This window comes from Streptomyces sp. NPDC006430 (assembly GCF_040612395.1).
Lineage (GTDB): Bacteria > Actinomycetota > Actinomycetes > Streptomycetales > Streptomycetaceae > Streptomyces.
This window is the reverse complement of record NZ_JBEXQA010000005.1, coordinates 246,990-268,984: the sequence shown is the minus strand read 5'-3', so window position 1 is coordinate 268,984 and position 21,995 is coordinate 246,990. Positions and strand designations below refer to the sequence as shown.

At 69.7% G+C, this 21,995-nt stretch carries 21 protein-coding genes and 2 tRNA genes; 16 read left to right on the top strand and 7 right to left on the bottom strand.

Annotated elements, in window-relative coordinates:
• Window positions 1-199: 199 nt before the first annotated feature.
• On the top strand, window positions 200-781 hold the full coding sequence (locus tag ABZZ20_RS10995; protein ID WP_356869015.1) for a biotin transporter BioY: 582 nt from the start codon (window positions 200-202) through the stop codon (window positions 779-781).
• 140 nt (window positions 782-921) lie between these two features.
• Here ABZZ20_RS10995 and ABZZ20_RS10990 read toward each other — a convergent pair whose 3' ends face one another.
• Window positions 922-2,355 carry an amino acid permease gene (locus ABZZ20_RS10990; protein WP_356869013.1) on the bottom strand — a complete coding sequence of 478 codons (1,434 nt, stop codon included), beginning with the start codon at window positions 2,353-2,355 and terminating at the stop codon, window positions 922-924.
• 219 nt (window positions 2,356-2,574) lie between these two features.
• Between ABZZ20_RS10990 and ABZZ20_RS10985 the strand changes: the two genes are divergently transcribed.
• Together ABZZ20_RS10985 and ABZZ20_RS10980 are read left to right on the top strand one after the other, a co-directional pair.
• Entirely contained in the window at window positions 2,575-3,060 is a 486-nt protein-coding gene (locus tag ABZZ20_RS10985; RefSeq protein WP_266948279.1) for a ribose-5-phosphate isomerase, read from the top strand.
• An 80-nt stretch (window positions 3,061-3,140) separates the two neighbouring features.
• Window positions 3,141-3,950 (top strand): DNA-formamidopyrimidine glycosylase family protein, encoded by an 810-nt coding sequence (locus tag ABZZ20_RS10980; RefSeq protein WP_356869011.1) that lies wholly within the window; start codon window positions 3,141-3,143, stop codon window positions 3,948-3,950.
• A 109-nt stretch (window positions 3,951-4,059) separates the two neighbouring features.
• Here ABZZ20_RS10980 and ABZZ20_RS10975 read toward each other — a convergent pair whose 3' ends face one another.
• Window positions 4,060-5,295, bottom strand: a complete 1,236-nt coding sequence (locus ABZZ20_RS10975) for a GNAT family N-acetyltransferase (protein WP_356869009.1) — start codon at window positions 5,293-5,295, stop codon at window positions 4,060-4,062.
• A 117-nt stretch (window positions 5,296-5,412) separates the two neighbouring features.
• Between ABZZ20_RS10975 and ABZZ20_RS10970 the strand changes: the two genes are divergently transcribed.
• Window positions 5,413-6,555 (top strand): PP2C family protein-serine/threonine phosphatase, encoded by a 1,143-nt coding sequence (locus ABZZ20_RS10970; protein ID WP_356869007.1) that lies wholly within the window; start codon window positions 5,413-5,415, stop codon window positions 6,553-6,555.
• A 205-nt stretch (window positions 6,556-6,760) separates the two neighbouring features.
• Window positions 6,761-7,564, top strand: a complete 804-nt coding sequence (locus ABZZ20_RS10965) for an ABC transporter ATP-binding protein (RefSeq protein ID WP_356869005.1) — start codon at window positions 6,761-6,763, stop codon at window positions 7,562-7,564.
• A gap of 268 nt (window positions 7,565-7,832) precedes the next feature.
• Here the strand turns inward: ABZZ20_RS10965 and ABZZ20_RS10960 are convergent, their stop codons facing one another.
• Complete coding sequence (locus ABZZ20_RS10960) at window positions 7,833-8,444, bottom strand: AAA family ATPase (RefSeq protein WP_356869003.1); 612 nt, start codon at window positions 8,442-8,444, stop codon at window positions 7,833-7,835.
• Window positions 8,441-9,085 (bottom strand): DUF4232 domain-containing protein, encoded by a 645-nt coding sequence (locus tag ABZZ20_RS10955; protein WP_356869152.1) that lies wholly within the window; start codon window positions 9,083-9,085, stop codon window positions 8,441-8,443. Before ABZZ20_RS10955 ends, ABZZ20_RS10960 begins: the two co-directional genes overlap by 4 nt.
• A 171-nt stretch (window positions 9,086-9,256) precedes the next feature.
• Between ABZZ20_RS10955 and ABZZ20_RS10950 the strand changes: the two genes are divergently transcribed.
• The 3 genes from ABZZ20_RS10950 (at window position 9,257) to ABZZ20_RS10940 (ending at window position 11,490) form a co-directional block, all read left to right on the top strand.
• On the top strand, window positions 9,257-10,666 hold the full coding sequence (locus ABZZ20_RS10950; RefSeq protein ID WP_356869001.1) for a pyridoxal-dependent decarboxylase: 1,410 nt from the start codon (window positions 9,257-9,259) through the stop codon (window positions 10,664-10,666).
• Window positions 10,663-11,118 (top strand): HD domain-containing protein, encoded by a 456-nt coding sequence (locus ABZZ20_RS10945; protein ID WP_356869000.1) that lies wholly within the window; start codon window positions 10,663-10,665, stop codon window positions 11,116-11,118. The genes ABZZ20_RS10950 and ABZZ20_RS10945 overlap by 4 nt, the downstream gene beginning before the upstream one ends.
• Window positions 11,119-11,295: 177 nt before the next feature.
• Window positions 11,296-11,490 (top strand): hypothetical protein, encoded by a 195-nt coding sequence (locus ABZZ20_RS10940; RefSeq protein ID WP_030297273.1) that lies wholly within the window; start codon window positions 11,296-11,298, stop codon window positions 11,488-11,490.
• Window positions 11,491-11,855: 365 nt separating this feature from the next.
• Here the strand turns inward: ABZZ20_RS10940 and ABZZ20_RS10935 are convergent, their stop codons facing one another.
• Window positions 11,856-12,248 carry a hypothetical protein gene (locus ABZZ20_RS10935; protein ID WP_356868998.1) on the bottom strand — a complete coding sequence of 131 codons (393 nt, stop codon included), beginning with the start codon at window positions 12,246-12,248 and terminating at the stop codon, window positions 11,856-11,858.
• A gap of 856 nt (window positions 12,249-13,104) precedes the next feature.
• On the opposite strand from ABZZ20_RS10935, the gene ABZZ20_RS10930 reads away from it, so the two are divergent.
• The 3 genes from ABZZ20_RS10930 to ABZZ20_RS10920 all read left to right on the top strand — a co-directional run bounded on the left by ABZZ20_RS10930 (window position 13,105) and on the right by ABZZ20_RS10920 (window position 15,923).
• Complete coding sequence (locus ABZZ20_RS10930) at window positions 13,105-13,401, top strand: lactococcin 972 family bacteriocin (protein WP_356868996.1); 297 nt, start codon at window positions 13,105-13,107, stop codon at window positions 13,399-13,401.
• A 1,215-nt stretch (window positions 13,402-14,616) separates the two neighbouring features.
• On the top strand, window positions 14,617-14,778 hold the full coding sequence (locus tag ABZZ20_RS10925; protein WP_356869150.1) for an excisionase family DNA-binding protein: 162 nt from the start codon (window positions 14,617-14,619) through the stop codon (window positions 14,776-14,778).
• Window positions 14,779-14,846: 68 nt separating this feature from the next.
• Window positions 14,847-15,923 (top strand): site-specific integrase, encoded by a 1,077-nt coding sequence (locus ABZZ20_RS10920; protein ID WP_356868994.1) that lies wholly within the window; start codon window positions 14,847-14,849, stop codon window positions 15,921-15,923.
• A gap of 70 nt (window positions 15,924-15,993) precedes the next feature.
• Here the strand turns inward: ABZZ20_RS10920 and ABZZ20_RS10915 are convergent.
• Window positions 15,994-16,064 (bottom strand) — tRNA-Gly (locus ABZZ20_RS10915).
• A gap of 168 nt (window positions 16,065-16,232) precedes the next feature.
• On the opposite strand from ABZZ20_RS10915, the gene ABZZ20_RS10910 reads away from it, so the two are divergent.
• The 5 genes from ABZZ20_RS10910 to clpX all read left to right on the top strand — a co-directional run bounded on the left by ABZZ20_RS10910 (window position 16,233) and on the right by clpX (window position 20,981).
• A tRNA-Pro gene (locus ABZZ20_RS10910) sits at window positions 16,233-16,309 on the top strand.
• Between the two features lie 166 nt (window positions 16,310-16,475).
• Window positions 16,476-17,876, top strand: a complete 1,401-nt coding sequence (tig, locus tag ABZZ20_RS10905; protein WP_356868992.1) for a trigger factor — start codon at window positions 16,476-16,478, stop codon at window positions 17,874-17,876.
• A gap of 288 nt (window positions 17,877-18,164) precedes the next feature.
• The gene (locus tag ABZZ20_RS10900) at window positions 18,165-18,782 is read left to right on the top strand and encodes an ATP-dependent Clp protease proteolytic subunit (RefSeq protein WP_054226615.1); all 618 of its coding nucleotides are present in this window, start codon (window positions 18,165-18,167) and stop codon (window positions 18,780-18,782) included.
• An 85-nt stretch (window positions 18,783-18,867) separates the two neighbouring features.
• Entirely contained in the window at window positions 18,868-19,542 is a 675-nt protein-coding gene (locus ABZZ20_RS10895) for an ATP-dependent Clp protease proteolytic subunit (RefSeq protein ID WP_356868990.1), read from the top strand.
• 152 nt (window positions 19,543-19,694) lie between these two features.
• The gene (gene clpX / locus ABZZ20_RS10890) at window positions 19,695-20,981 is read left to right on the top strand and encodes an ATP-dependent Clp protease ATP-binding subunit ClpX (RefSeq protein WP_030159377.1); all 1,287 of its coding nucleotides are present in this window, start codon (window positions 19,695-19,697) and stop codon (window positions 20,979-20,981) included.
• A 76-nt stretch (window positions 20,982-21,057) separates the two neighbouring features.
• On the opposite strand, the gene ABZZ20_RS10885 is transcribed toward clpX, so the two are convergent.
• Window positions 21,058-21,972 (bottom strand): hypothetical protein, encoded by a 915-nt coding sequence (locus ABZZ20_RS10885; RefSeq protein WP_356868988.1) that lies wholly within the window; start codon window positions 21,970-21,972, stop codon window positions 21,058-21,060.
• Window positions 21,973-21,995: the final 23 nt, after the last annotated feature.

The window sequence follows — 21,995 nt, the reverse complement described above, 5'->3', positions numbered from 1 at the left end:
GGTCTGAACTGGCTCGTGATGCGTATCACTACAACTCGTGTGTGAACCCCTACCTTTGTGCACTCCCCACCAAAGTGGGGAGCCGCGCTTTGTCCCGGGCGGAGGTGGGGCGGCGGCGGCCGGCGGACTAGCGTCGTTGATCGTCCCGTCACTCCCATCCCCTCAGCTGCCGCTGGGGGCACCCCACGCGGAGCCCTTGATGAGCCTTGCTTCCGTCTCCTTCCGCCCCGGCGCCGTCCTCGCCGACCTGCTGCCCGCGAGCCGCGTCCGCGACGTCGCGCTCGTCGTCGGCGGAGCCGCGCTCACGGGCCTCGCCGCCCAGATCTCGGTGCCCGTCCCCGGCTCCCCGGTTCCGGTCACCGGCCAGACCTTCGCGGCCCTGCTCGTCGGCACCGCCTTCGGTGCTCGCCGCGGCTTCCTCTCGCTGGCCCTCTACGCGCTCGTCGGCGCGGCGGGCGTGCCGTGGTTCGCGGGCGGCAGCTCCGGCGCGGGCGGCGCCTCCTTCGGCTACGTGCTCGGCATGCTCCTCGCCGCCACGGTCGTCGGCGCCCTGGCCCGCCGCGGCGCCGACCGGTCGGTGCTGCGCACGGCCGGGGCGATGGCGCTGGGCTCCGCCCTGATCTACGCCGTGGGCGTGCCGTACCTGGCGCTGTCCACCGGGATGTCCTTCGGAGCGGCCGTCGCGGCGGGTCTGACCCCGTTCCTGATCGGCGACGCTCTCAAGGCGGCGCTTGCCATGGGGCTGCTGCCCGCCACCTGGAAGCTGGTCGGCCGTTCGTAACGGCACGGCACGACACCTGCACTTCGGTGCGGCGCACCTCGCGCAGCAGCCCCGGACCACGAGTGGTGGTCCGGGGCTGCTGTGTGTGCACGCGGTGCACCGGGCGGGGCGGGGACGGGCCCGCGCCGCCCGGCCGGGAGCTAGGCGCGCGCGGCGGCCTTGCGGCGGACGTCGCGCACCACGCCGATGACCAGCACCACGGCGGCGACCAGCAGCGACAGCATGACCGTCTCGCGGTTGTCCTTGTCGTAGACCATGTAGCCCAGGACGAAGGTGATCATCAGGGCGGTGGCCCACGTCAGGTACGGGAAGAACCACATCTTGACCGTCAGCTTGTCCGGCGCCTCGCGCACCAGGATCTTGCGCATCCGCAGCTGCGTCAGGCAGATCACCAGCCACACGAAGAGCGCGATCGCACCCGAGGAGTTCAGCAGGAAGCTGAAGACGGTGTCCTTGAAGGCGTAGTTGAAGTAGACGGCGACGAAGCCGAAGACCACGGAGCCCAGGATGGCGGCGGTGGGCACGCCCTTCTTGTTGACCTTGGCGAAGGCCTTCGGGGCGTCACCGCGCTCGCCCAGCGAGAACGCCATGCGGGAAGCGGTGTACAGGCCCGAGTTCAGGCAGGACAGCACGGCCGTCAGGACGATCACGTTCATGATCTGGCCGGCGTGCGCGATGCCGATCGAGTCCAGGGCGGCGACGTACGAGCCCTTCTTGACGATCGACTCGTCGTTCCAGGGCAGCAGGGTGAGGACGATGAAGATCGAACCCAGGTAGAAGACGCCGATGCGCCAGATCACCGAGTTGGTGGCCTTGGTGACCGCGCGGCGCGGGTCCTCGGACTCGCCGGCAGCCAGGGTGACGATCTCGCTGCCCATGAAGGAGAAGACGACCATCAGCACACCGGTGAGGATGGAACCCCAGCCGTTGGGCATGAACCCGCCCGCGTCGGTCAGGTGCGCGAAGCCCGCGCCGGGGTTGTCCGAGCCCGGCAGCACGCCGAAGACGGCCAGCATGCCGATGATCACGAACGCGCCGATGGCGACGACCTTGATGCCCGCGAACCAGAACTCGAACTCGCCGTAGGAGGCGACCGAGCCGAGGTTGGTGACGGTCAGGACCGCCATCACGATCAGAGCCCAGGCCCACTGCGGGACGGCCGGGACCCAGCCTTCGAGGATCACTGCGCCGGCGGTGGCCTCGACGGCCAGCACGACGACCCAGAAGAACCAGTAAAGCCAGCCGATGGAGAAGCCGGCCCAGCGGCCGAGCGCGCGGTCGGCGTAAGCGGAGAAGGAGCCGGAGTTCGGGCTGGCAGCGGCCATCTCGCCCAGCATCCGCATCACGAAGACGACCATCGCGCCGACGAGCGCGTAGGAGATCAGGATGGCGGGGCCGGCCTTGGCGATGCCGCCACCGGAGCCGACGAAGAGTCCGGCGCCGATGACACCGCCGATGGCGATCATGGACAGGTGGCGGTTCTTGAGACCGGCCTTGAGACCATCGGAGGGCTTGGCGTTACCGGTGTTACCGGCCGGTTCGCCTGCCTTCTGAAGGGTCGTCGTGGTGCGCATGGACGAATCCTTAGGTTCTCGGGTTACGAGTTGCGGCATTCAAACCCGAGATGAACGCAGGACGGAAGACCTCAATCCGGATCGTTGTGGAGAGGTGAACGGCCGGAACCGGCGTCCGTGGTGTCTCATCTGCGTTCTTTGGGTTTACTTGAGCTTTAGAAGTGACTTACGCGACACCCCACTGCGGGCTGACGGGCCCTCCCGTGCCACACTCGTCCCATGCGCGTGTACCTCGGATCCGACCATGCCGGCTTTGAGCTCAAGAACCACCTCGTGGACTGGCTCAAGAACAACGGCCACGAGCCCGTCGACTGCGGGCCCCACATCTACGACGCGGTGGACGACTACCCGCCGTTCTGCCTGCGCGCAGCGGAGAAGACCGCTGCAGACGCCGACAGCCTCGGCATCGTGATCGGCGGCTCCGGCAACGGCGAGCAGATCGCCGCGAACAAGGTCAAGGGCGTCCGCGCCATCCTGGCCTGGAGCGTCGAGACCGCGAAGCTCGGCCGCGAGCACAACAACGCCAACGTCATCTCCGTCGGCGGCCGGATGCACACGCAGGACGAGGCCGTCAGCTTCATCGAGGCCTTCCTGGCGACCCCGTACTCCGACGAGGAGCGCCACACCCGCCGCATCGAGATGCTCTCCGCGTACGAGCGGACCGGCGAGCTCCCCCCGATCCCGGCCCACCACCCGCAGGGCTGATCCCCTTCTGTCTTCCCCGTGCCGCCGGAGGCCCCGGCGGCACGGTCATGTGTCGGGTCTTCGTCGTCAGGAGTGCTGCCGTGCCCGAGGGGCATACGATCCACCGCCTCGCCCAGGACCACCTCGAACGGTTCGGCGGCCGGGAGGTGCGGGTCAGTAGCCCGCAGGGCCGCTTCGCCGAGAGCGCGGCACTGCTCGACGGCCTGGTCCTCGACGGCGTGGACGCGCACGGCAAGCACCTCTTCCTGGGCTTCCCCGACCACGGATGGGTCCACGTCCACCTCGGCCTCTTCGGCAAGTACGCCCTCGGGACGGCCCCGGCGCCCCCGCCCACCGACACCGTCCGACTGCGCATCGCGGGTGGGGACCACTACTCCGACCTGCGCGGCCCGACCGCTTGCGAGCTGATCACGGACGGCGAGAAGCTCGCGATAGGCGAGCGGCTGGGACCGGACCCGCTCAGGAACGGCGACGACCCCGACCGCGCGTGGAACCGGATCTCCCGCTCCCGCACCACCGTCGCCGCCCTGCTCATGGACCAGAAGGTGGTCGCGGGCGTCGGCAACGTCTACCGCGCCGAGGTCCTCTTCCGGCACGGCATCGACCCGTACCGTCAGGGTCGCGACCTCGCGCGCGCGGAGTGGGACGCCATGTGGCTCGACCTGGCCGCGCTGATGCGCGAGGGCGTGCGGAACAACCGCATCGACACCGTCCGCGACGAGCACCTGCCCGAGGCCATGGGCCGGCCGCCCCGCGTGGACGACCACGGCGGTGAGGTGTACGTCTACCGCCGGGCGCACCTGCCCTGCCACATCTGCGGGACCGAGATCCGCACCGCAGACCTCGCCGCCCGCAACCTCTTCTGGTGCCCGGAGTGCCAACGGCGCTAGCCGCGCAGGAACGGGACGCGGCGCGGCCCGCGGCCCGCAGGGGCCCCCGGTCGTGACCCGTGGGGAGTTGCTCCCCGGGGAGTTTCCCCCCGGGGACGGTCGGGCGCGTTCAGAAGCCGTGCGGTAGCCAGGGGGCCACGTCGCCGGCGAAGGCCCGCGAGGCCTCCGTCACGGCGCCCGGGCGCAGCTCGCGGACCCGGCCGGCCGCCGACAGGGAGGTCAGGGTGATACCTCCCAGGTACGCCGAGCCCAGTTCCCGCACCGACAGGGCGAGGTCCGCCGGTTCGGCGGCCCGGGTGCAGCGGGCGACGCCGCTCGCATCGGCCGTCAGCCGCCACCGCCCCTCGTTCCAGGGGCAGAACGCGTCCTCGACCTCCATGACCACGTCGAGCGGAGCCCCGTACGTGCGGGCCTCCAGGGCCGCCGGCAGGTCCACCAGCCGCAGGTACAGCGAGTCGCGCGGGGTCGGCTGCGACCGCCGGACGTCGCTGACCAGGTGCAGCACCGGATCGTCCACCGGCCGCACCTCGGCCCGTACGCTCGACGTCAGGTCGATCTCGAAGAGATAGCGCCACAGCGCGGCCGTCGCCGCCGGATCCAGCGCGTCCAGATTGGCCACCTCGACCTTGCCGGCCGGGCCCTGCACGTCCCAGTCGGCCCTGACCCGGTAGCGGGTGTACCCGACCACCGCACCGTCCGCCGACTCCGCGACCACGCACTTCAAGGGTGAGGCCCCCGCGCGCTGCACCTCCGGATCCAGCACCAGGGCTCGCTCCCAGCCGGGCTGCCGGGCCAGCATGCCGGGTCGCCGGGCGACCAGCTCCGCGTACACCCGCTCGCAGTCGGCCAACGCCTCCTGCGGGTCGACGATCCGCAGCCGCACCCCGTCCGTGCCCGGCGGCACGGAGAGCCGTACGCGGGCGGTGTCTATGGTCACGGACAGGGCGTACGTCGCGGTGCCGTAGCCGAAACGCCCGTAGATGGCCGGTTCCGAGGCCGTAAGTACGGCGACCGGCTCGCCACCCGCCCGTACGTCGTCCAACTGACGACGCATCATCGACGTGAGAAGACCTCTGCGGCGGTGCGTGGGTGCGACGCCCACCATCGTGACCCCCGCAGCGGGGACCAGCGCCCCGCCCGGCACCGTCAAGCGGAAGGTGTAGGCCGCGGCCGAGCCGACACAGGTCTCGCCGTCCCACACGCCCAGCGAGCGTTCGACCTCCGTCAGGGACCTGTGGAGATCCCGCCGCTCGGGAGAGAAGTGCACCCCGCCGAACGCCAGTTCCAGGTGTTCGTACCAGATGTCCCACTCATGGGCCTGCAGTACACGCATGTCAAGAGCCATACGGTCATCCTTACCCGGGCAATCCATCCCAGTCGAAGCCTTTTGTGTTCGCGCGAGCCCCCAGGTACGGGGGTCCCCCTGCGCACGCACAGTCAGGATGGATAGGGTCCCGAAGCAATGGCCGGAGCACGTGTGGAGACGCTCGCGGCCCGGACACGCATGCTGTGGCACCGGGCCCGCACCGCCTTGCGCAAATCCGCCGTCGACTACTTCCGCGGCGACGCCTCCGACTGGCTTGCCTTCGCCGGGCTGCTCCTGACCGTCCCCGCCATCGCCTGCGGCACGCTCGTGCTGCCGGTGTGGTTCGCACCTGCCGCCCTCGTCCTGCCGATCGTCGCGGGCGGCCTGCTGCTGCGGCCGGCGAGCCTGCTCGCCCTGTACGCGGCCTCCGCGGCGGCGCTGGTCGTCGAGGCCCTGGTCCTCGGGCCGTACAACGAGGGCCCAGCCCGGGTCACCCCCGGCACGGTCCTGGTCGTGGCCGCCTGCGGATTCTTCGGACTGGTGATCGCGCAATTCCGCAGCCGTGTCGGCGTGCCCTGGCGGCGCGGCGGCACCATGCTCTTCGACCTGCGTGAACGCATCCGGGTGCAGAGCAAGCTGCCCGCCCTGCCGCGCGGTTGGCACCGCGAGATGGCCCTGCGACCGGCTGGCGGGCAGTCCTTCTCCGGCGACTTCGTCGTCGCCGCCCGTACGAACGGCGGGCGCACCCTGGAGGTCGTCCTGACCGACGTCTCCGGCAAGGGCATGGAGGCGGGCTCCCGCGCCCTGCTCCTGTCCGGGGCCTTCGGCGGCCTGCTCGGCGCGCTGCCCCCGCACGGCTTCCTGCCCGCGGCCAACGGCTACCTGCTCCGCCAGGACTGGGACGAGGGCTTCGCCACCTCCATCCACCTCGTGCTCGACCTGGAGAGCGGCGACTACGAACTCCTCTCCGCCGGCCACCTGCCCGCCCTCCAGCTCTCCGCGGGCACCGGCCGCTGGCAGGAGAAGTCCGGCGAGGGCCCGCTGCTCGGGGTCTACGACGGCGCCGCGTTCGAACCGGCCCGCGGCAACCTCCGCCGCGGCGACGTCCTGATGCTCTTCACGGACGGCCTGGTCGAAACCGCCGACCGCGACATCGGCGAGGGCATCGACCGGCTCACCGGCGAGGCCGACCGCTACGTCGCCGCCGGCTGGCAGGGCGCTGCCTGGCACCTGATCGAGAAGGTCGCCAAGGACGTCAACGACGACCGCGCGCTGCTCCTGATCCGCCGCTCGCACTGATCCGCCGCGCGCTGACCCGCCTGCCCGCCGCCTACCCCGGCCGCCCGCCCGCGCCCCGACATCCGGGAGCCGCCGGGGTGGGGTTTCCCCCACCACCGATCCGCCGGATTGCGCCATGGTCGCCCCCGCACCCCCATCCGTAGCGTCGAGGACACGATCGCCGGACCGGCAGATCGGATACGGCGAATGCGGAAGGCGGCACACCATGGGGCTCCGGCGGAGCAGGCGGCAGCGCGACACGGAGCAGGTCGCGTACGACACCACAGCCGCCGTCGAACTGCGCGGCGTACGGCGCCAGTACGGGCGGGGGGCCGCAACGGTCCACGCACTGCGCGGCATCGACCTCAGCCTGCCGCGCGGCACCTTCACCGCCGTGATGGGGCCCTCCGGCTCCGGCAAGTCAACCTTCCTGCAATGCTCGGCCGGACTCGACCTGCCCACCGCGGGCTCCGTCCGCCTCGGCGGCACCGAGATCACCGGCATGAACGAGAACGAGCTCACCGAACTGCGCCGCAGCCGCCTCGGCTTCGTCTTCCAGGCCTTCAACCTGCTGCCCTCGCTCACCGTCGAACAGAACGTACTGCTGCCGATGCGGCTCGCCGGCGGACGCCAGGACCGGGACCGGGCCGCGGACCTGCTCGCCCGCGTCGGCCTGGAGGGCAAGGGCCGGCGCCGCCCCGCCGAGCTCTCCGGCGGCCAGCAGCAGCGCGTCGCCGTCGCCCGGGCCCTGGTCACCCGACCCGACGTCGTGTTCGCGGACGAGCCCACCGGCGCCCTCGACACCACCACCGCCGCCGAGGTCCTCGGACTGCTCCGGGCCGCCGTGGACTCCCTCGGCGCCACCGTCGTCATGGTCACCCACGACCCGGCCGCCGCCGCCCACGCCGACCAGGTGCTCTTCCTTGCCGACGGGCTGATCGCGGACCGGCTGGCGCACAGCTCCGCCGCGACCATCGCCGCCCGGATGACCGCGCTCACCGCCCCGGCGTACGCGGGAGCGACCGCCTGATGCTGCTGCGCCCCAACGGCCTGGCCCGGACGGCGGTCCGCTTCCGACTGCCGCGTTCGCCGGCACCCCCGTCGCCGAGTTCACCGCCGCCACGCCCCTCCCCGCCCGCTGGGCCCTGCGCTCCGGCTCCTAGCCGGAGCCCGTCCGGGGTCCTGTCCGGGGTCCTGTCCGGGCGGCCTTCCCGGCGGGGCGTCCGGACCTGTGCGGTCCGGGCAAGTCCGGGCGCGTCGCGGGCCGATGACTGTCGCCCGGACCGACCGGTACCCGCTCAGTCGAACCGGATGTGCCGGACACCGACCAGTGCGCGCCGCAGCCGCCCGCGGAGCGCCCCGTCGGTGTCCGGGGCCGCGCGCAGTCCCGCCAGGGCGGCGACCCGGCCGGCCACCTCGGACACCGTCAGGTGGTCCGTGTTCAGGTGGTCGGCGAACTCCGGCCCGCGCAAGGCCTCCAGACACCCGTCGAGCCGGGCCACCGCGAAGCTCTCCCGCTTCAGGCCGCGCCCCAGCCCGCGCTCGCTCAGCCGGCGCAGTACGGTCTCCCGCTCGGCCAGCAGCGCGAAGTGCCGTACGTCGTGGCCCGCCTCCCGCAGCCGCCCCACCGTCTCGGTGAAGTACCGCGGCTCCGTCACGGTCATCGGCACGAGCACCGGCCCCGCCCCCGGCTCCTGGTGCCGCTCGGCCAGGTCCAACACCTCGAACACCCCATGCCGCCAGGCCGGAAGGTCCTGGAAGTCCCCGCGCAGCGCCGCCGGCATCATCCGGTGCAGCCCGAAGCCCACGTGTTCGGGATCGCACACGACACTGCCGGGCAGCCGCCGGTGCAGCTCGTACGCGGTCTGCGTCTTGCCGCCGCCGAAGGGACCGTTGAGCCACACGATCAACGGGCCGCCGCCGTCCAGGGACCGATCCCGAGCTTCCCGGTGTTGCCGAGGTCGACGGAATGCGTGAGCTCCAACCCCACCCGGGGGGCACCGGGCCGGGGCCGCACGTCCAGCACCCACCCCTCGGCTGCGGGCACCGTGGAGTCGTTCACCAGGTTCCGCCACACCAGCGCGACCGTCGCGGCCTGCCCCGGCTGGAGTTCCACGCGCTGCGGGGAGCCGTCCACGCTCGGCACCGAAGTTGTGATCCCGTCCGAACCGTGCACCACCGCCACTTCCACCGGAACCCGCTGCTTGTCCAGCAGCCGGACCTCCGGGTAGCCGTCGAGCACGTACGGTTGCGTACCGCAGTTGACCAGCTCGATGTCGGCGACCCGCAGCCCCATCGCGGCGTCCCCGAACCCCTCGCGCAGCTGCACGCCACCCTCGGGGCAGGTCTCCGGTGCCGGTCCGCCCGCCGCGGAACCCGGCGGGGCAACGGGCTTCGAGGCTCCGGGAGCTCCCGACGCCTCCGGTCGCGGCGGCGCCTTCGACGCCTTCGACGCCCCTGCGCCGGGTCCCGGTGCGGGCCTGGGCGGCGGTGGCGCGTCGCACCCCGTCACCACCCCCAGCACGACGGCACCTCCGACGACCCCCACCATCCATCGTTTCGCCACCATCCCCCGACCTTACGACGCCTGATCGTCCGCCAGCCCCGCACCGTCGGCACGCGGCGCGGGGCCCGGGAGAGCGGGCGGGAGCCGGCCCGGAGGTGGGCCACTTACCCCCGATTGGCCGGTCCGCCGACCCCGACGGGTCCCTACCGTGCCCCCATGGACCGTACGCTCGCCGCCGACCTCGCCCGCCTCCCCGACCTCCTGGAGGCCACCCGCCGCGCCGCCGCCGACGCCCTCGTAACCCTGGAGGCACGTCCCGTCGTACCGCTGCCCCCACACCCGGCGCAGCCGCACACCGAAGAGCCCCTGCCCCTCCACGGCACCGGCACGCAAGCGGCCCTCGCCGACTTCGAGCGGCGCTGGGCGCCCCGCCTCTCCGCCTCCGCGGGGCCCCGCTACCTCGGTTTCGTCACCGGCGGAGCCACCCCGGCCGCCCTTGCCGGCGACTGGCTGACCGCCGTCCACGACCAGAACTCCAACACCGCCCTCGATGCCGCCGGCCAAGACCTCGAACGCGAAACGATCGGCTGGCTCCGCAGCCTCTTCCACCTCACGCCCGCCCACACCGGCACCTTCGTCAGCGGCGCGACCATGTCCAACACCACCGGCCTGGCGATCGCCCGTGAATGGCTCGGCGAACGCCTCGGGGTCTCCCCGTCCGAGGACGGGGCAGCAGCCCTCGGCCCGGTCCGCGTGCTCTCCGGTGCCCCGCACTCCTCCATCGCCAAGGCCCTCTCCGTCCTCGGCCTCGGCCGCAGCTCCCTCGTTCCGGTCCCCACCCTCCCCGGCCGCGAGGCGGTCGATCCCACGGCCCTCGACCGCGCCCTCGCCGATACCCCCGGCCCGACGGTCGTCGTCGCCAACGCCGGCACCGTCAACACCGTGGACTTCGACGACCTGCGTGCCGTCGCGGCCCTCAAGGACCGCCACGACTTCTGGCTGCACACCGACGCCGCCTTCGGCGCCTTCGCCGCCCTCTCCCCGCAGTACGCCCACCTCACCGACGGCCTCGACGCCTCCGACTCCGTCTGCGTCGACCTGCACAAATGGCTGAACGTCCCGTACGACAGCGCTGTCCAGTTCACCCGCCGGCCAGACCTCCAGGCCCGCGTCTTCCAGAACGCCGCCGCCTACCTCGGCCCCCTCGGTGACCGCCCCGACCTCGTCCACCTCACCCCCGAGAACTCGCACCGGCTGCGGGCACTCGCCGCCTGGTTCACCCTGCGCGCGTACGGCCGCGAGGGCCACCGGGAGATCGTCGAGCGCGACATCGCCTGCGCCCGGGCACTGGGCACGGAACTGGAGCAGGACCCGGCCTTCCGCCTGCTGACACCGGTCCGCCTCAACGTCGTCTGCTTCACGCTTGCCGAGGACCCCACGCAGGCCCGTCTGACGGCCCTGCGGGAGGCGGTGCAGGAGGAGGTCTTCGTCACTCCCACCGTGTACGCGGGAACCCCGGCCCTGCGCGCGGCGTTCTCCAACTGGCGCACCACGCAGGCCGACGTACGCCGGGCCGCGCAGGCTCTCCGTACGGCGGCACGGACGGCACCGAAGGGGACCGCATGACGCAGCAACCGCTGACCCTGCTCGAAGTCGAGGCACTGGCGCGCTCCGCGCACGACGGCCAGACCGACAAGGCCGGCCGGCCGTACGCCGAGCACCTCGCCGCCGTCGCGGAGGGCGTCCGCGTCCGCGGCGGCAGCCCCGACCAGCAGGCGGCGGCGTGGCTGCACGACGCGGTGGAGGACGACGCCCTCAGCCGGGAGTGGCTGGACTCGGCGGCCCTGCCCCAGCAGGTGAAGGACATGGTCCTGGCCGTCACCAAGCGCCCCGGCGAACCGGTGGAGGAGTACGCGGCGCGGATCCTCGCCACCCCGGGCGCCCTCCTCGTCAAGGAGGCCGACCTCGCGCACAACGCGGATCCCGCGCGGCTCTCCGTTCTCGACGGTCCCACGCGGGAGCGGCTGTCCGCGAAGTACGCCTATGTCCGCTCCCTCCTCGGGCTCACCGCGCCATGACCTGCGGTCCGTGCCCGAAATATGCCCGGTGCAAGGGCGGTTGGCGGGAAAGCGCCGCCGGCGAATCGCCACGGGGCGGATAGCCGGGGCCCGTTGGTGGGAGGATGGTCCATGTGGGGGCGTGCGCCGGCCGTGTGCCCCGGGCCGACCAGGGGACGACCGAAGGTGTGATCAGTAGTGGCCATTTCGCTGTCAGTGGTGGTTCTGTTGGCGGTCATCCTGGTGGTGCTCGTCCGGGGCAACCACATCAAGGCCGGCCCCGCGATCGTCGCGGTCCTCTTCGGCTTCTTCCTGGCGTCCAGCTCCATCGCGCCGGACGTCAACCGCTTCCTCAACTCGCTGGCCGACACCATCGCGGGGATCAAGCTCTAGGGCAGCGGCCGGAACCGGTCCCGCCCACGAGGGGGCGACCGGCCCGTTCGCGTACCCGCCGACTACTGCGGCGCCCGACGGGCTTCGGGAACGCCGGACCGGTACTGGAGGTCGGCATTGACCTGACCGTCCAGTGTCATCACGTTGAGGGTGGCTACCAGCCCACCCCGCTCACGAAGGACTGCCGGCTCACTTCGGCTAGCGCGAGTTCGCGCCCGGCAACGGAGCAGCCCCAGACCTATTCAGGGGCCGCTCCGGCGCACACGGCTCCGGCAGACGGTCCGGTTCCCCACGTCTGTGCAGTTCGAGCGACTGATGCGCCCTCCGGCTGACGAGTTATCCCGCACGTGTCCCATGGCGCGCGATCACGGAGTCGGTTCGCGGCCGGGAGTCGGATCAGCCTTCCTCCGCCTGAATTCGTGCGTGCACCCCCCGGACGTCGTGTCCCGAGTGAAACAGGCGATGAAGGTGTTCGGGGAGCCGTAGAAGGCCAATTTCATGCCCTCGCAGTCCACGCCGTCGAAGGTGACCAGGCCATACGTTCCGGAGGGAGACCAGGTCCCGTGTTGCTGGTCGGCGAACCCGGAGCACCCCCAGCCGACGATGTCCGCCTTGTCCAGGCCCCTGGCCGTGAACGTGCCGTCGTCCTTGAACTCAACTGACGCCCCGGACCAGTCCGACCACACGCCCGTCAGCCGATCAACGGTGCTGACCTCGACCGGGTAGTAGCCGGAGCAGGAGGCCAACAGGAATGTCACTGCACCTCCCATCGCAGCGCCAATGAATGCACGTCGTATCCGTGGATGCTGGTCGGCAGCCATATACGGCCCTACCTCTCGTGTCTCGCGCATACCCGGTAGTGACGCCTCAGGGAAGCGGCGAACATCATCTTGAACGTGTTCAAGTCCTGGTGTCAATGTGGCTGCGGCGCGCTTCGCGATGACGGTCCGTGCGCTTGGTAGCGAAGGTCGGCATGGAGAGACTTCGGGCGGGAGCCGCCATGGTCCGAGGACCTGCACCTTCGCTGACCTGGGTCGGAGCCTTGCTGTTGCAGTACGCCGAGTGGGGAGCCGACAGGCGCGTCTCCAGCGGGGCGGCGCCGGAGCAGACGGAGTAGGCAGTCGGGCGCAGTGCCGGACCGATGGCAGCACCAGGCCGTGGCGTGGCCGTCCGGGGCTTCGTGCCGCGGCGCCCGGGCGGGATCGGCAGCGCCAGGGCCCACCCGGTCGGCTGGTGGGCGGAGAAGTGATCTGTTGACGGCTCCGGCCTGGGGGCCGGGGCCGTCAACGGTCAGCGGACGGCTGGGTCGGCGCTGTTGGAAAAGAAACCCGGGAGATCGCTCTCACTGGCCGCCAGAACTCCGAGCGATCGAGCCTGCCAAGCGGGCCGCGCCGCACGCCCCGTCGACCACCTGGGCCCCGAGTCGTTCTATCGGGCCGGGCAGCTCTGCTACTGGCTGACCGACCCTGGGCGGGCTCTCCATCGCGGGCCCCTGCTGCGTCCGCTGCTGAGAACGCCCAACGCCCGTAGCCCGGTGCCATATTGCCGGGCAATCAACCGGGCCCTGGTGAAACACGTTAGGTATCAGCCATCGATCAGCACTGAAGGCGATGGATGACTGAAGTATCGAACCACGCTTCGACGGGCTCTTTTAGTCCACTGTCGACTACATGCCTCACCCCGTCCAGCGGTGGCAACTGGTGTTACGGCTGGTACGCAACAGAGGTCAGCCCCGGGGTAATCAATAAGTACTGCTACTCGAATTACTATCACCAGACGAAGGGGCACTCGTCTACGGTGAAGCTCGCGGGCAGTACGCGTCGCGCTTGGGCTGCAGCCGGCAACACCTCTAACGCGAACCTCACTGCGGGTCTCGCCTACACCTGCTCCAGCTACTACAGCGTCGATTAGGTTCTGATCGCCCGCACCGAGCAGTAACTCCTCGGAAGGTGCGGTAAGTTGGTGAGCCTCTCTGGGTCTGCTCGGTCGCCCGCGCAGCCCCAGAGTGGCACCACCTCCAACTCGGACTTACCCACTGAACGGGGGAAGGGCAATCGCACGATTTATGCGTGCTCGCGTTGTGCCGGTCACTGTGTCTCTCGGAGCGGGTTTGCTACTTGGCCTAGTGGGCCCAGTTGTCGGAAAATGGGATAATCCCGTTTGCGTCGCCGCGAGTATTGTTTTTTCTAGTGGTTGGCCGTGGGCCTGCTACGCATTGCTGGTGGGCTATTTCCGTCGATCTAAAATCGAGTCGGCATTGTTGGCGTCCTTGGGATTGGCCATCGGTGTAGTCGCATACTATGTTTTTAAAGACATGAATCCCACCATTCCGGCTGGAATGGAATCCGCCACCTCTGTTCCGGCTGGAATGCAGTTGGAATCTGGCGCCTCCAGCGGGGGTCAAATTCTCGTGTGGGGAATAGCTGCTTTCGTGTTTGGTGCGCCTTTGGGGCTCATGGGGAACGTAGCGCGAACGCCCGGAGTTGGTGGCCTTCTGTTCCGTCTGCTCGTTCCGTTCATCGCCTTCTTCGAGGCGACCCAGCGATTGAGAGTAGAGGCGGACTCGCAGGGGCCGGTTTTCGCTATAACCTGGAACGTAACTCGTGTCGCAGCATGCGTTGTCGCCGTGGCTCTCATGGGACACGCAGTGTGGAGCTGGCGCGTTCGGCGTAGCCGAGCCGACGGGCGAGCGGACGCTACCGCGCCTGCACGGCGTCTCTGACGCCTGGTCCGCCAGGACAGCTGAACCGCGCAACGCAAAACAGCCCCGCCCTCCAAAGAGCTCGCCGCGGTGACCACCGTGTGGTGGGTCGCGCTCACCGCCGACCTGCCGCCGGCGCGCTCGCCGGTGCCGACTGGTTCGCCCATCTCGATCTCGACGACCGGGTGTGGCTGCCCCTGGCCCGTGTGGCTTTGTTCGCGAGAACCGGTTCTGGCTCACATTCCCTGGACTCGGCCGCAGCCTGTACGACGGCTCGCACTTCTTCAAGACGAACAACACCAACGGGTTTTCGTGACCGCGAACTACAACAGCACCGCCAACTGCCGCTGACCGCAGTCCGATTCCGGCCCCGGCCCCGGCCCGGCCCCGCCACTGCGGGTTCCGGGCCGGGGCCGGGCGCCGAGCTGCTCGGGACCACCGTGAGGTTCCCTCGGCGGCTGGTCGAGGAGCGGCGGATCACCTACGTGAAGGTCGGGCGGCACGTTCGGATCCCCGAGAGCGCCGTGTACGCGTTCATCGCCGCCAACACCGTCGAGCCGCGTCGACGTGGGCTGGTGGCTGCCTGATGGCTGGAAAACGACGTCCGTTCGGGCGAGTTCGGAAGCTTCCCTCTGGGAGGTACCAAGCACGGTACGTGGGGCCCGACGGGCAGCTCCGGCCGGCACCCGAGACTCTCCGGACCAAGCGGGATGCGGACGACTGGCTCGCCGACAAGCAGACCGAGATGCGACGCGGGGACTGGCACGACCCTGACGCCGGGAAGGTCGCCTTCGGGCCGTACGCCGTCGCCTGGATCCAAGAACGGGAGCTGACCAGCACCACGCGGCAGCTCTACGGGTCCCTGCTCAAGCACCACCTGGAGTCGGCCTTCGGCGCCGTCAACGTGGCGGAGATTTCTGCGCCCCTCGTTCGGCGCTGGCGGGCCGACAAGCTGGCTGCCGGGACCGGGCCGACCACCATTGCCAAGGCATACGCCCTGCTCCGGGCCATTTTGGGGACGGCGCTGTCCGACCAGATGATCAGGCGGAACCCCTGCCAGATCAAGGGAGCCAGTACGGTCCACACCCCTGAGCGGCCGACCGCCACCGTGCAGGAGGTCTACGCCCTGGCCGGGGCCGTCCAGCCTCGGTTTCGGGTCCTCGTTCTGATGGCCGGGTTCCTCGGGCTGCGGTGGGGCGAGCTGATCGGGCTGCATCGGCGGGACATCGACCTGGACCACGGGACCCTGCGGGTTCGCCGCGCCGTCGCCGAACTCGGGAACGGGCAGCGGGAGATCAAGGCGCCCAAGAGTGCGGCGGGGAAGCGGACCGTGACCATCCCCGGCGTGATCGTCCAGGAGATTCGGCAGCACCTGGAGACGTATGCAGAGGCCGGCGCCGACGGGCGGGTGTTCGTCGGGGCCAAGGGGGCTACTCCGCGGCGCAACCACTTCAACCGCCTGTGGCAGAAGGCGTGTCGGGAAGCGGGGATCGAGGGGCTGCATTTCCATGATCTACGGCACACGGGGAACACACTGGCCGCGTCAACCGGCGCGAGTACGCGGGAGTTGATGGCGCGCATGGGCCACAGCACCGCCCGCGCCGCGCTGATCTACCAGCATGCGAGCGCCGATCGGGACCGGTTGATCGCCGACGCGCTCAGTGAGCTTGTGAAGAAGGGCACGCGGGGCACGCCCCAGGGGAAGGGGCACGCAGGGGGCACGGGGAGCTGAACAGCACCCCCGGGAACGACTGAGGGCCAGGCGGAGGAAATGTCCTCTGACCTGGCCCTTCGTCGTTCAGAGCGGGCGACGGGAATCGAACCCGCGTAGCTAGTTTGGAAGACTAGGGCTCTACCATTGAGCTACGCCCGCAACGCGCGCGCCGCAGGTCCGGGGACCGCGGCACAGGCAGCATCCTAGCGGGTCGGGGCGGGGGAGTGCACACCGCTTTGCACGCCCGCGGTGCGCCGTCCGGAACGCCCCGCCGGAAACCCCGCGCATCAGAGGGTCTCCGGGCATGTACCCTACGTGTCGCACCGACGGGGTGTGGCGCAGCTTGGTAGCGCGTCCGCTTTGGGAGCGGAAGGTCGTCGGTTCGAATCCGGCCACCCCGACCACCAGCATCACCACCACGAAGATCGCGTTGTGGGCTGATTGCCGCTTGCGGTTACTATGCAAGCTGCGTGCCCGTGTGTCTGATGTACCGGGCCGAAGTCCGCTGAACCGCTGAATCGCAGCGTGACGGCAGAACCCCCAGCAGTCAGCCACCAAGGAGACCGAACCGTGAAGAGCGCCGTGGAGACCCTGAACCCGACTCGGGTTCGGCTCACTGTTGAGGTGCCCTTCGAGGAGCTCAAGGACAGCCTCGACGCGGCGTACAAGAAGATCAACCAGCAGGTCACGGTGAAGGGCTTCCGCAAGGGCAAGATCCCTGCCCGGGTCATCGACCAGCGCTTCGGTCGCGGTGCGGTGCTGGAGGAGGCCGTCAACGACGCCCTCCCGAAGTTCTACACCGAGGCGGTCAACGAGGCCGACCTGAACCCGCTGGGCCAGCCTGAGGTCGACATCACGGAGCTGAAGGACGGCGAGCTGCTGTCCTTCACCGCCGAGGTCGACGTTCGCCCCGAGATCGAGATCCCGGACTACTCCGGCATCGAGGTCGAGGTCGACGCGATCGAGGTCTCCGACGAGGACATCGAGAAGTCGGTCGAGCAGCTGCGCGGCCGCTTCGCGTCCACCAAGGACGTCGAGCGCGCGGCCGAGGACGGCGACGTCGTCACCATCGACCTGGAGGCCAAGGTCGACGGCGAGGTGCTGCCGGACGGCGTCGCCTCCGACGTCTCCTACACCATCGGCTCGGGCGAGCTCCTCGAGGGCATCGACGAGGCCGTCAAGGGCCTGGAGGCCGGTGGCGAGGCCACCTTCACCTCTCAGCTGAAGGGCGGCTCCGCCGAGGGCAAGGACGCCGAGGTCACCGTCAAGGTCACCAAGGTCTCCGCCCGTGAGCTGCCGGAGCTGGACGACGAGTTCGCGCAGATGGCGAGCGAGTTCGACACCCTTGAGGACCTCAAGGCGGACAGCCGCAAGCGCCTTGAGAACATGAAGCAGTACGACCAGGCCACGCAGGCCCAGGAGCGCGTCCTGGAGAAGCTGCTGGAGCTCGTCGAGGTGCCGATCCCCGAGAAGCTGCTCGAGGACGAGGTCAACACCCGCAAGCACAACCTGGAGCACCACCAGCTCGGCCAGATGGGCCTGACCATCGAGAAGTACCTGGAGTTCCAGGGCAAGACGGTCGAGGAGTTCGACGCCGAGACCAAGGACCAGGCGGTCAAGGGCATCAAGACCCAGTTCGTCCTGGACGCGCTGGTCAACAAGGAGAAGCTGGGCGTCAACCAGGAGGAGCTCACCGAGCACCTCATGCGCCGCGCCGCTTCCTCGGGCATGTCCCCCGACCAGTTCGCCCAGGCCGTCGTCGAGGGCGGCCAGGTCCCGATGCTCGTCGGCGAGGTCGCCCGCGGCAAGGCCCTCGCGGTCGTCGTGGAGGCCGCCAAGGTCGTCGACACCAACGGTGAGGTCGTCGACCTCTCCGACGACGAGGACGAGGTCGAGACGGCCGCCGAGACGGTCGAGGCCGTCGTCGAGGCGGACGCCGACGCCGAGGCGCAGGCCGACGAGGCCAAGTAACACCCCGGGTACCGCCCTGAGCGGTACCCGCCAGCAGCACCCCCGGAGGGCCCGTACACAGCCGTGTGCGGGCCCTTCCGCATGGCCTGCGCGAGGCCTTCGGACCTTGCGCTCCGAGCGAACAGTTCGGGAAGCGGGATGGCGTTGTCCGACCTGCGCGTTAGGGTCCATGAATACGAGGGCACGGGAGTACCCGGAAGCCGGCGGACACCGCCGCCCCGATCGATCCGCGCCCCAGAACGAGACGCTGAGACGGCATGTGGCCGTCGGAGACGAGCAGGTGGATACGTGACGAATCTGAAGCCTTACGCCGCGGGTGAGCCGTCCATCGGTGGCGGCCTCGGCGACCATGTCTACAACCGGCTGCTCGGCGAGCGCATCATCTTCCTCGGCCAGCAGGTCGACGACGACATCGCCAACAAGATCACGGCGCAGCTCCTCCTCCTGGCCGCTGAGCCGGAGAAGGACATCTACCTGTACATCAACAGCCCCGGCGGCTCGGTGACGGCGGGCATGGCGGTCTACGACACCATGCAGTACATCCCGAACGACGTCGTCACCATCGGTATGGGCATGGCGGCCTCCATGGGCCAGTTCCTGCTCACCGGTGGCGCCCCGGGCAAGCGCTTCGCCCTGCCGAACACCGACATCCTGATGCACCAGGGTTCCGCCGGTATCGGCGGCACCGCCTCGGACATCAAGATCCAGGCCCAGTACCTGCTGCGCACGAAGCAGCGCATGGCTGAGATCACCGCCCACCACTCCGGCCAGACCGTGGAGGCGATCATCCGCGACGGCGACCGCGACCGCTGGTTCACGGCGGAGGAGGCCAAGGAGTACGGCCTCATCGACGAGATCATCTCCGCCGCGTCGCTGGTCCCGGGCGGCGGTGGCACCGGGGCCTGATCCCGGCCCCGGCGCGCGGGACCTCGTAGGAGGCCCGTTCGCCCGCCCGCACCCGGCAAGCCCCAGCCCGCAGAACGCCACCAGGATGGTGAACACCCAGATGCACATGAACAACCTCTCTCCCGTGAGCGGCCTCTACACCGGCGCGCCGGTGGACAACCGCTACGTCGTCCCGCGCTTCGTCGAGCGCACCTCGCAGGGCGTGCGCGAGTACGACCCGTACGCGAAGCTCTTCGAGGAGCGCGTGATCTTCCTCGGCGTGCAGATCGACGACGCCTCCGCCAACGACGTCATGGCGCAGCTGCTGTGCCTGGAGTCGATGGACCCGGACCGCGACATCTCCATTTACATCAACAGCCCCGGCGGCTCGTTCACCGCGCTGACGGCCATCTACGACACGATGCAGTTCGTGAAGCCGGACATCCAGACGGTCTGCATGGGCCAGGCGGCCTCCGCCGCCGCCGTCCTGCTGGCCGCCGGCACCCCCGGCAAGCGCATGGCGCTGCCGAACGCCCGCGTGCTGATCCACCAGCCCTCCGGCGGCACCGGCCGCGAGCAGCTCTCCGACCTGGAGATCGCGGCCAACGAGATCCTTCGCATGCGCGACCAGCTGGAGACCATGCTGGCCAAGCACTCGACCACGCCGATCGAGAAGATCCGCGAGGACATCGAGCGCGACAAGATCCTGACGGCCGAGGACGCGCTCGCGTACGGCCTGATCGACCAGATCGTCTCGACCCGCAAGAGCAGCGCCGTCTGATCCTTGCCGTCAGTTGGCGTGAGCACGTCGCCGCATTAGCGATGTGAACCACGCCAAGGGGGCCCCGTACGGGGCCCCCGGCAAGGTACCGTCGGATATGAGGCACCAGGAGCGCTGAACCAAGCGTCTCCCAGGCGAAGGGGAAGCACCTCGTGGCACGCATCGGTGACGGCGGCGACCTGCTCAAGTGCTCGTTCTGCGGAAAGAGCCAGAAGCAGGTGAAGAAGCTCATCGCAGGACCCGGTGTGTACATCTGCGACGAGTGCATCGACCTCTGCAACGAAATCATCGAGGAGGAGCTCGCGGAGACCTCCGAGGTCCGGTGGGAGGAACTCCCCAAGCCTCGTGAGATCTACGAGTTCCTGGAGAGTTACGTCGTCGGCCAGGAGCCGGCGAAGAAGGCGCTCTCGGTAGCGGTCTACAACCACTACAAGCGGGTCCAGGCCGGTGAGAACGGCGGCGCACAGGGCCGTGACGACGCGATCGAACTCGCGAAGTCCAACATCCTGTTGCTGGGTCCGACCGGCTCGGGCAAGACCCTGCTGGCCCAGACGCTCGCGCGCATGCTCAACGTCCCGTTCGCCATCGCCGACGCGACGGCGCTGACGGAGGCCGGCTATGTGGGTGAGGACGTCGAGAACATCCTGCTCAAGCTGATCCAGGCGGCCGACTACGACGTCAAGAAGGCCGAGACCGGGATCATCTACATCGACGAGATCGACAAGGTCGCCCGCAAGAGCGAGAACCCGTCGATCACGCGCGATGTGAGCGGCGAGGGCGTGCAGCAGGCCCTGCTGAAGATCCTGGAGGGCACGACGGCCTCCGTCCCGCCGCAGGGCGGACGCAAGCACCCGCACCAGGAGTTCATCCAGATCGACACGACGAACGTGCTCTTCATCGTGGGCGGCGCCTTCGCCGGCCTGGAGAAGATCATCGAGTCGCGCGCGGGCGCCAAGGGCATCGGCTTCGGGGCGACGATCCGCTCGAAGCGCGAGATCGAGGCGAGTGACCAGTTCCAGGAGGTCATGCCGGAGGACCTGGTGAAGTTCGGGATGATCCCCGAGTTCATCGGCCGTCTGCCCGTCATCACCTCGGTCCACAACCTGGACCGCGAGGCGTTGCTCCAGATCCTCGTCGAGCCGCGCAACGCGCTGGTGAAGCAGTACCAGCGACTGTTCGAACTCGACGGCGTCGAGCTGGACTTCGAGCGCGAGGCCCTCGAAGCCATCGCGGACCAGGCGATCCTCCGCCAGACGGGCGCGCGCGGCCTGCGCGCCATCATGGAGGAGGTCCTGATGTCGGTGATGTACGAGGTCCCGTCCCGCAAGGACGTGGCCCGGGTCGTCATCACGTCGGACGTGGTCCGCTCGAACGTCAACCCGACGCTGGTCCCCCGCATCGTCCCGAAGGACCAGGGCCCGCAGGAGAAGTCGGCATGACGCTCGGTTGAACAGCTCATACGCAGAAGGGGTGCCCCAGCGGGGCACCCCTTCTGCGTATGAGCTGGACCGGCCGCTACTTCTTCACGCGGGCGGTGTTGTAGAGCTTGGCGGCGAGGTCTGCAGCCTGCTCCAGGGTGTAGCCCGGCTTGCCGGACAGGATGGCGGCCGCGTCCGAGGCGCTGACCATGCCCAATGTGCTGTAGTCACCCCAGACGCAGAAGGGCAGCGTCGCTTCCTTGGGCCCCTTGGTCGTCGTGTCCTTCGAAGTGAACTTGATGTCCTGGCACTTCATGACCGCACCCTTGAAGCCAGCCGGCTTCATCGCCTTCGGGCTGCCGATGAGCTGCACTTCGGACTTGCCGTCCTTGGCGATCTCCAGTTGGGCCTTGGCGAAGTAGCCGTCCACCGCCTTCTCCGGGTCGGCGACCTCGCCGTAGAGGCCCGAGAAATTGAGGCCCTTGATCGTCAGCGGGTTCTTCGGGTCGCCGGCCGTGTAGTCCATGCCCACGTGGTTCGGGTTCTTGATCCCTGCGGCTTCGGCCTCCTGCTTGTCCGAGTCGGTGAAGGGCTTCTCTTGGTACTTCGGGCTCTTCTTGAAGTCGTCCACCGCCTCCGGCGCGACCAGCTTGTAGCCCTTCGTGTCGGCCGCGATGGCGCCGCCCGCACCGCCGCCCTGCGTGAGGTACCAGCCGCCGCCCGCGATCACGGCGACCGCGACGATCACGCCGATGACGAGGCCGGCCTTCGACTTCTTCGGCTGCTGCGGCATGCCGCCGTACATGGGCTGGGTCGGCATGCCCGGCTGCTGGTAGCCGTAGGCCGGGGGCTGCTGGGGGTAGCCCTGCGGGGGGACGCCCGGCGGGGGCTGCTGCGGGTAGCCGTAGCCGGGCTGGGGGGCGGGCTGGCCGTACGGCGGCGGCGGGGGCTGCTGCCCGTACGGTCCCGGCTGAGGCTGCTGCCCGTAGGGCCCTGGCTGGTTGTAGCTCATCCCGCGTCCCCCAATGAGGTTGC

Excerpts from the sequence above, each read along its gene's own strand:
- ABZZ20_RS10995 (WP_356869015.1), top strand. The coding sequence starts at position 200 with ATGAGCCTTGCTTCCGTCTCCTTCCGCCCCGGCGCCGTCCTCGCCGAC.
- ABZZ20_RS10990 (WP_356869013.1), bottom strand. The coding sequence starts at position 2,355 with ATGCGCACCACGACGACCCTTCAGAAGGCAGGCGAACCGGCCGGTAAC.
- ABZZ20_RS10985 (WP_266948279.1), top strand. The coding sequence starts at position 2,575 with ATGCGCGTGTACCTCGGATCCGACCATGCCGGCTTTGAGCTCAAGAAC.
- ABZZ20_RS10975 (WP_356869009.1), bottom strand. The coding sequence starts at position 5,295 with ATGGCTCTTGACATGCGTGTACTGCAGGCCCATGAGTGGGACATCTGG.
- ABZZ20_RS10970 (WP_356869007.1), top strand. The coding sequence starts at position 5,413 with ATGGCCGGAGCACGTGTGGAGACGCTCGCGGCCCGGACACGCATGCTG.
- ABZZ20_RS10965 (WP_356869005.1), top strand. The coding sequence starts at position 6,761 with ATGGGGCTCCGGCGGAGCAGGCGGCAGCGCGACACGGAGCAGGTCGCG.
- ABZZ20_RS10955 (WP_356869152.1), bottom strand. The coding sequence starts at position 9,085 with ATGGTGGGGGTCGTCGGAGGTGCCGTCGTGCTGGGGGTGGTGACGGGG.
- ABZZ20_RS10950 (WP_356869001.1), top strand. The coding sequence starts at position 9,257 with ATGGACCGTACGCTCGCCGCCGACCTCGCCCGCCTCCCCGACCTCCTG.
- ABZZ20_RS10945 (WP_356869000.1), top strand. The coding sequence starts at position 10,663 with ATGACGCAGCAACCGCTGACCCTGCTCGAAGTCGAGGCACTGGCGCGC.
- ABZZ20_RS10930 (WP_356868996.1), top strand. The coding sequence starts at position 13,105 with ATGACTGAAGTATCGAACCACGCTTCGACGGGCTCTTTTAGTCCACTG.
- ABZZ20_RS10895 (WP_356868990.1), top strand. The coding sequence starts at position 18,868 with ATGGTGAACACCCAGATGCACATGAACAACCTCTCTCCCGTGAGCGGC.
- ABZZ20_RS10885 (WP_356868988.1), bottom strand. The coding sequence starts at position 21,972 with ATGAGCTACAACCAGCCAGGGCCCTACGGGCAGCAGCCTCAGCCGGGA.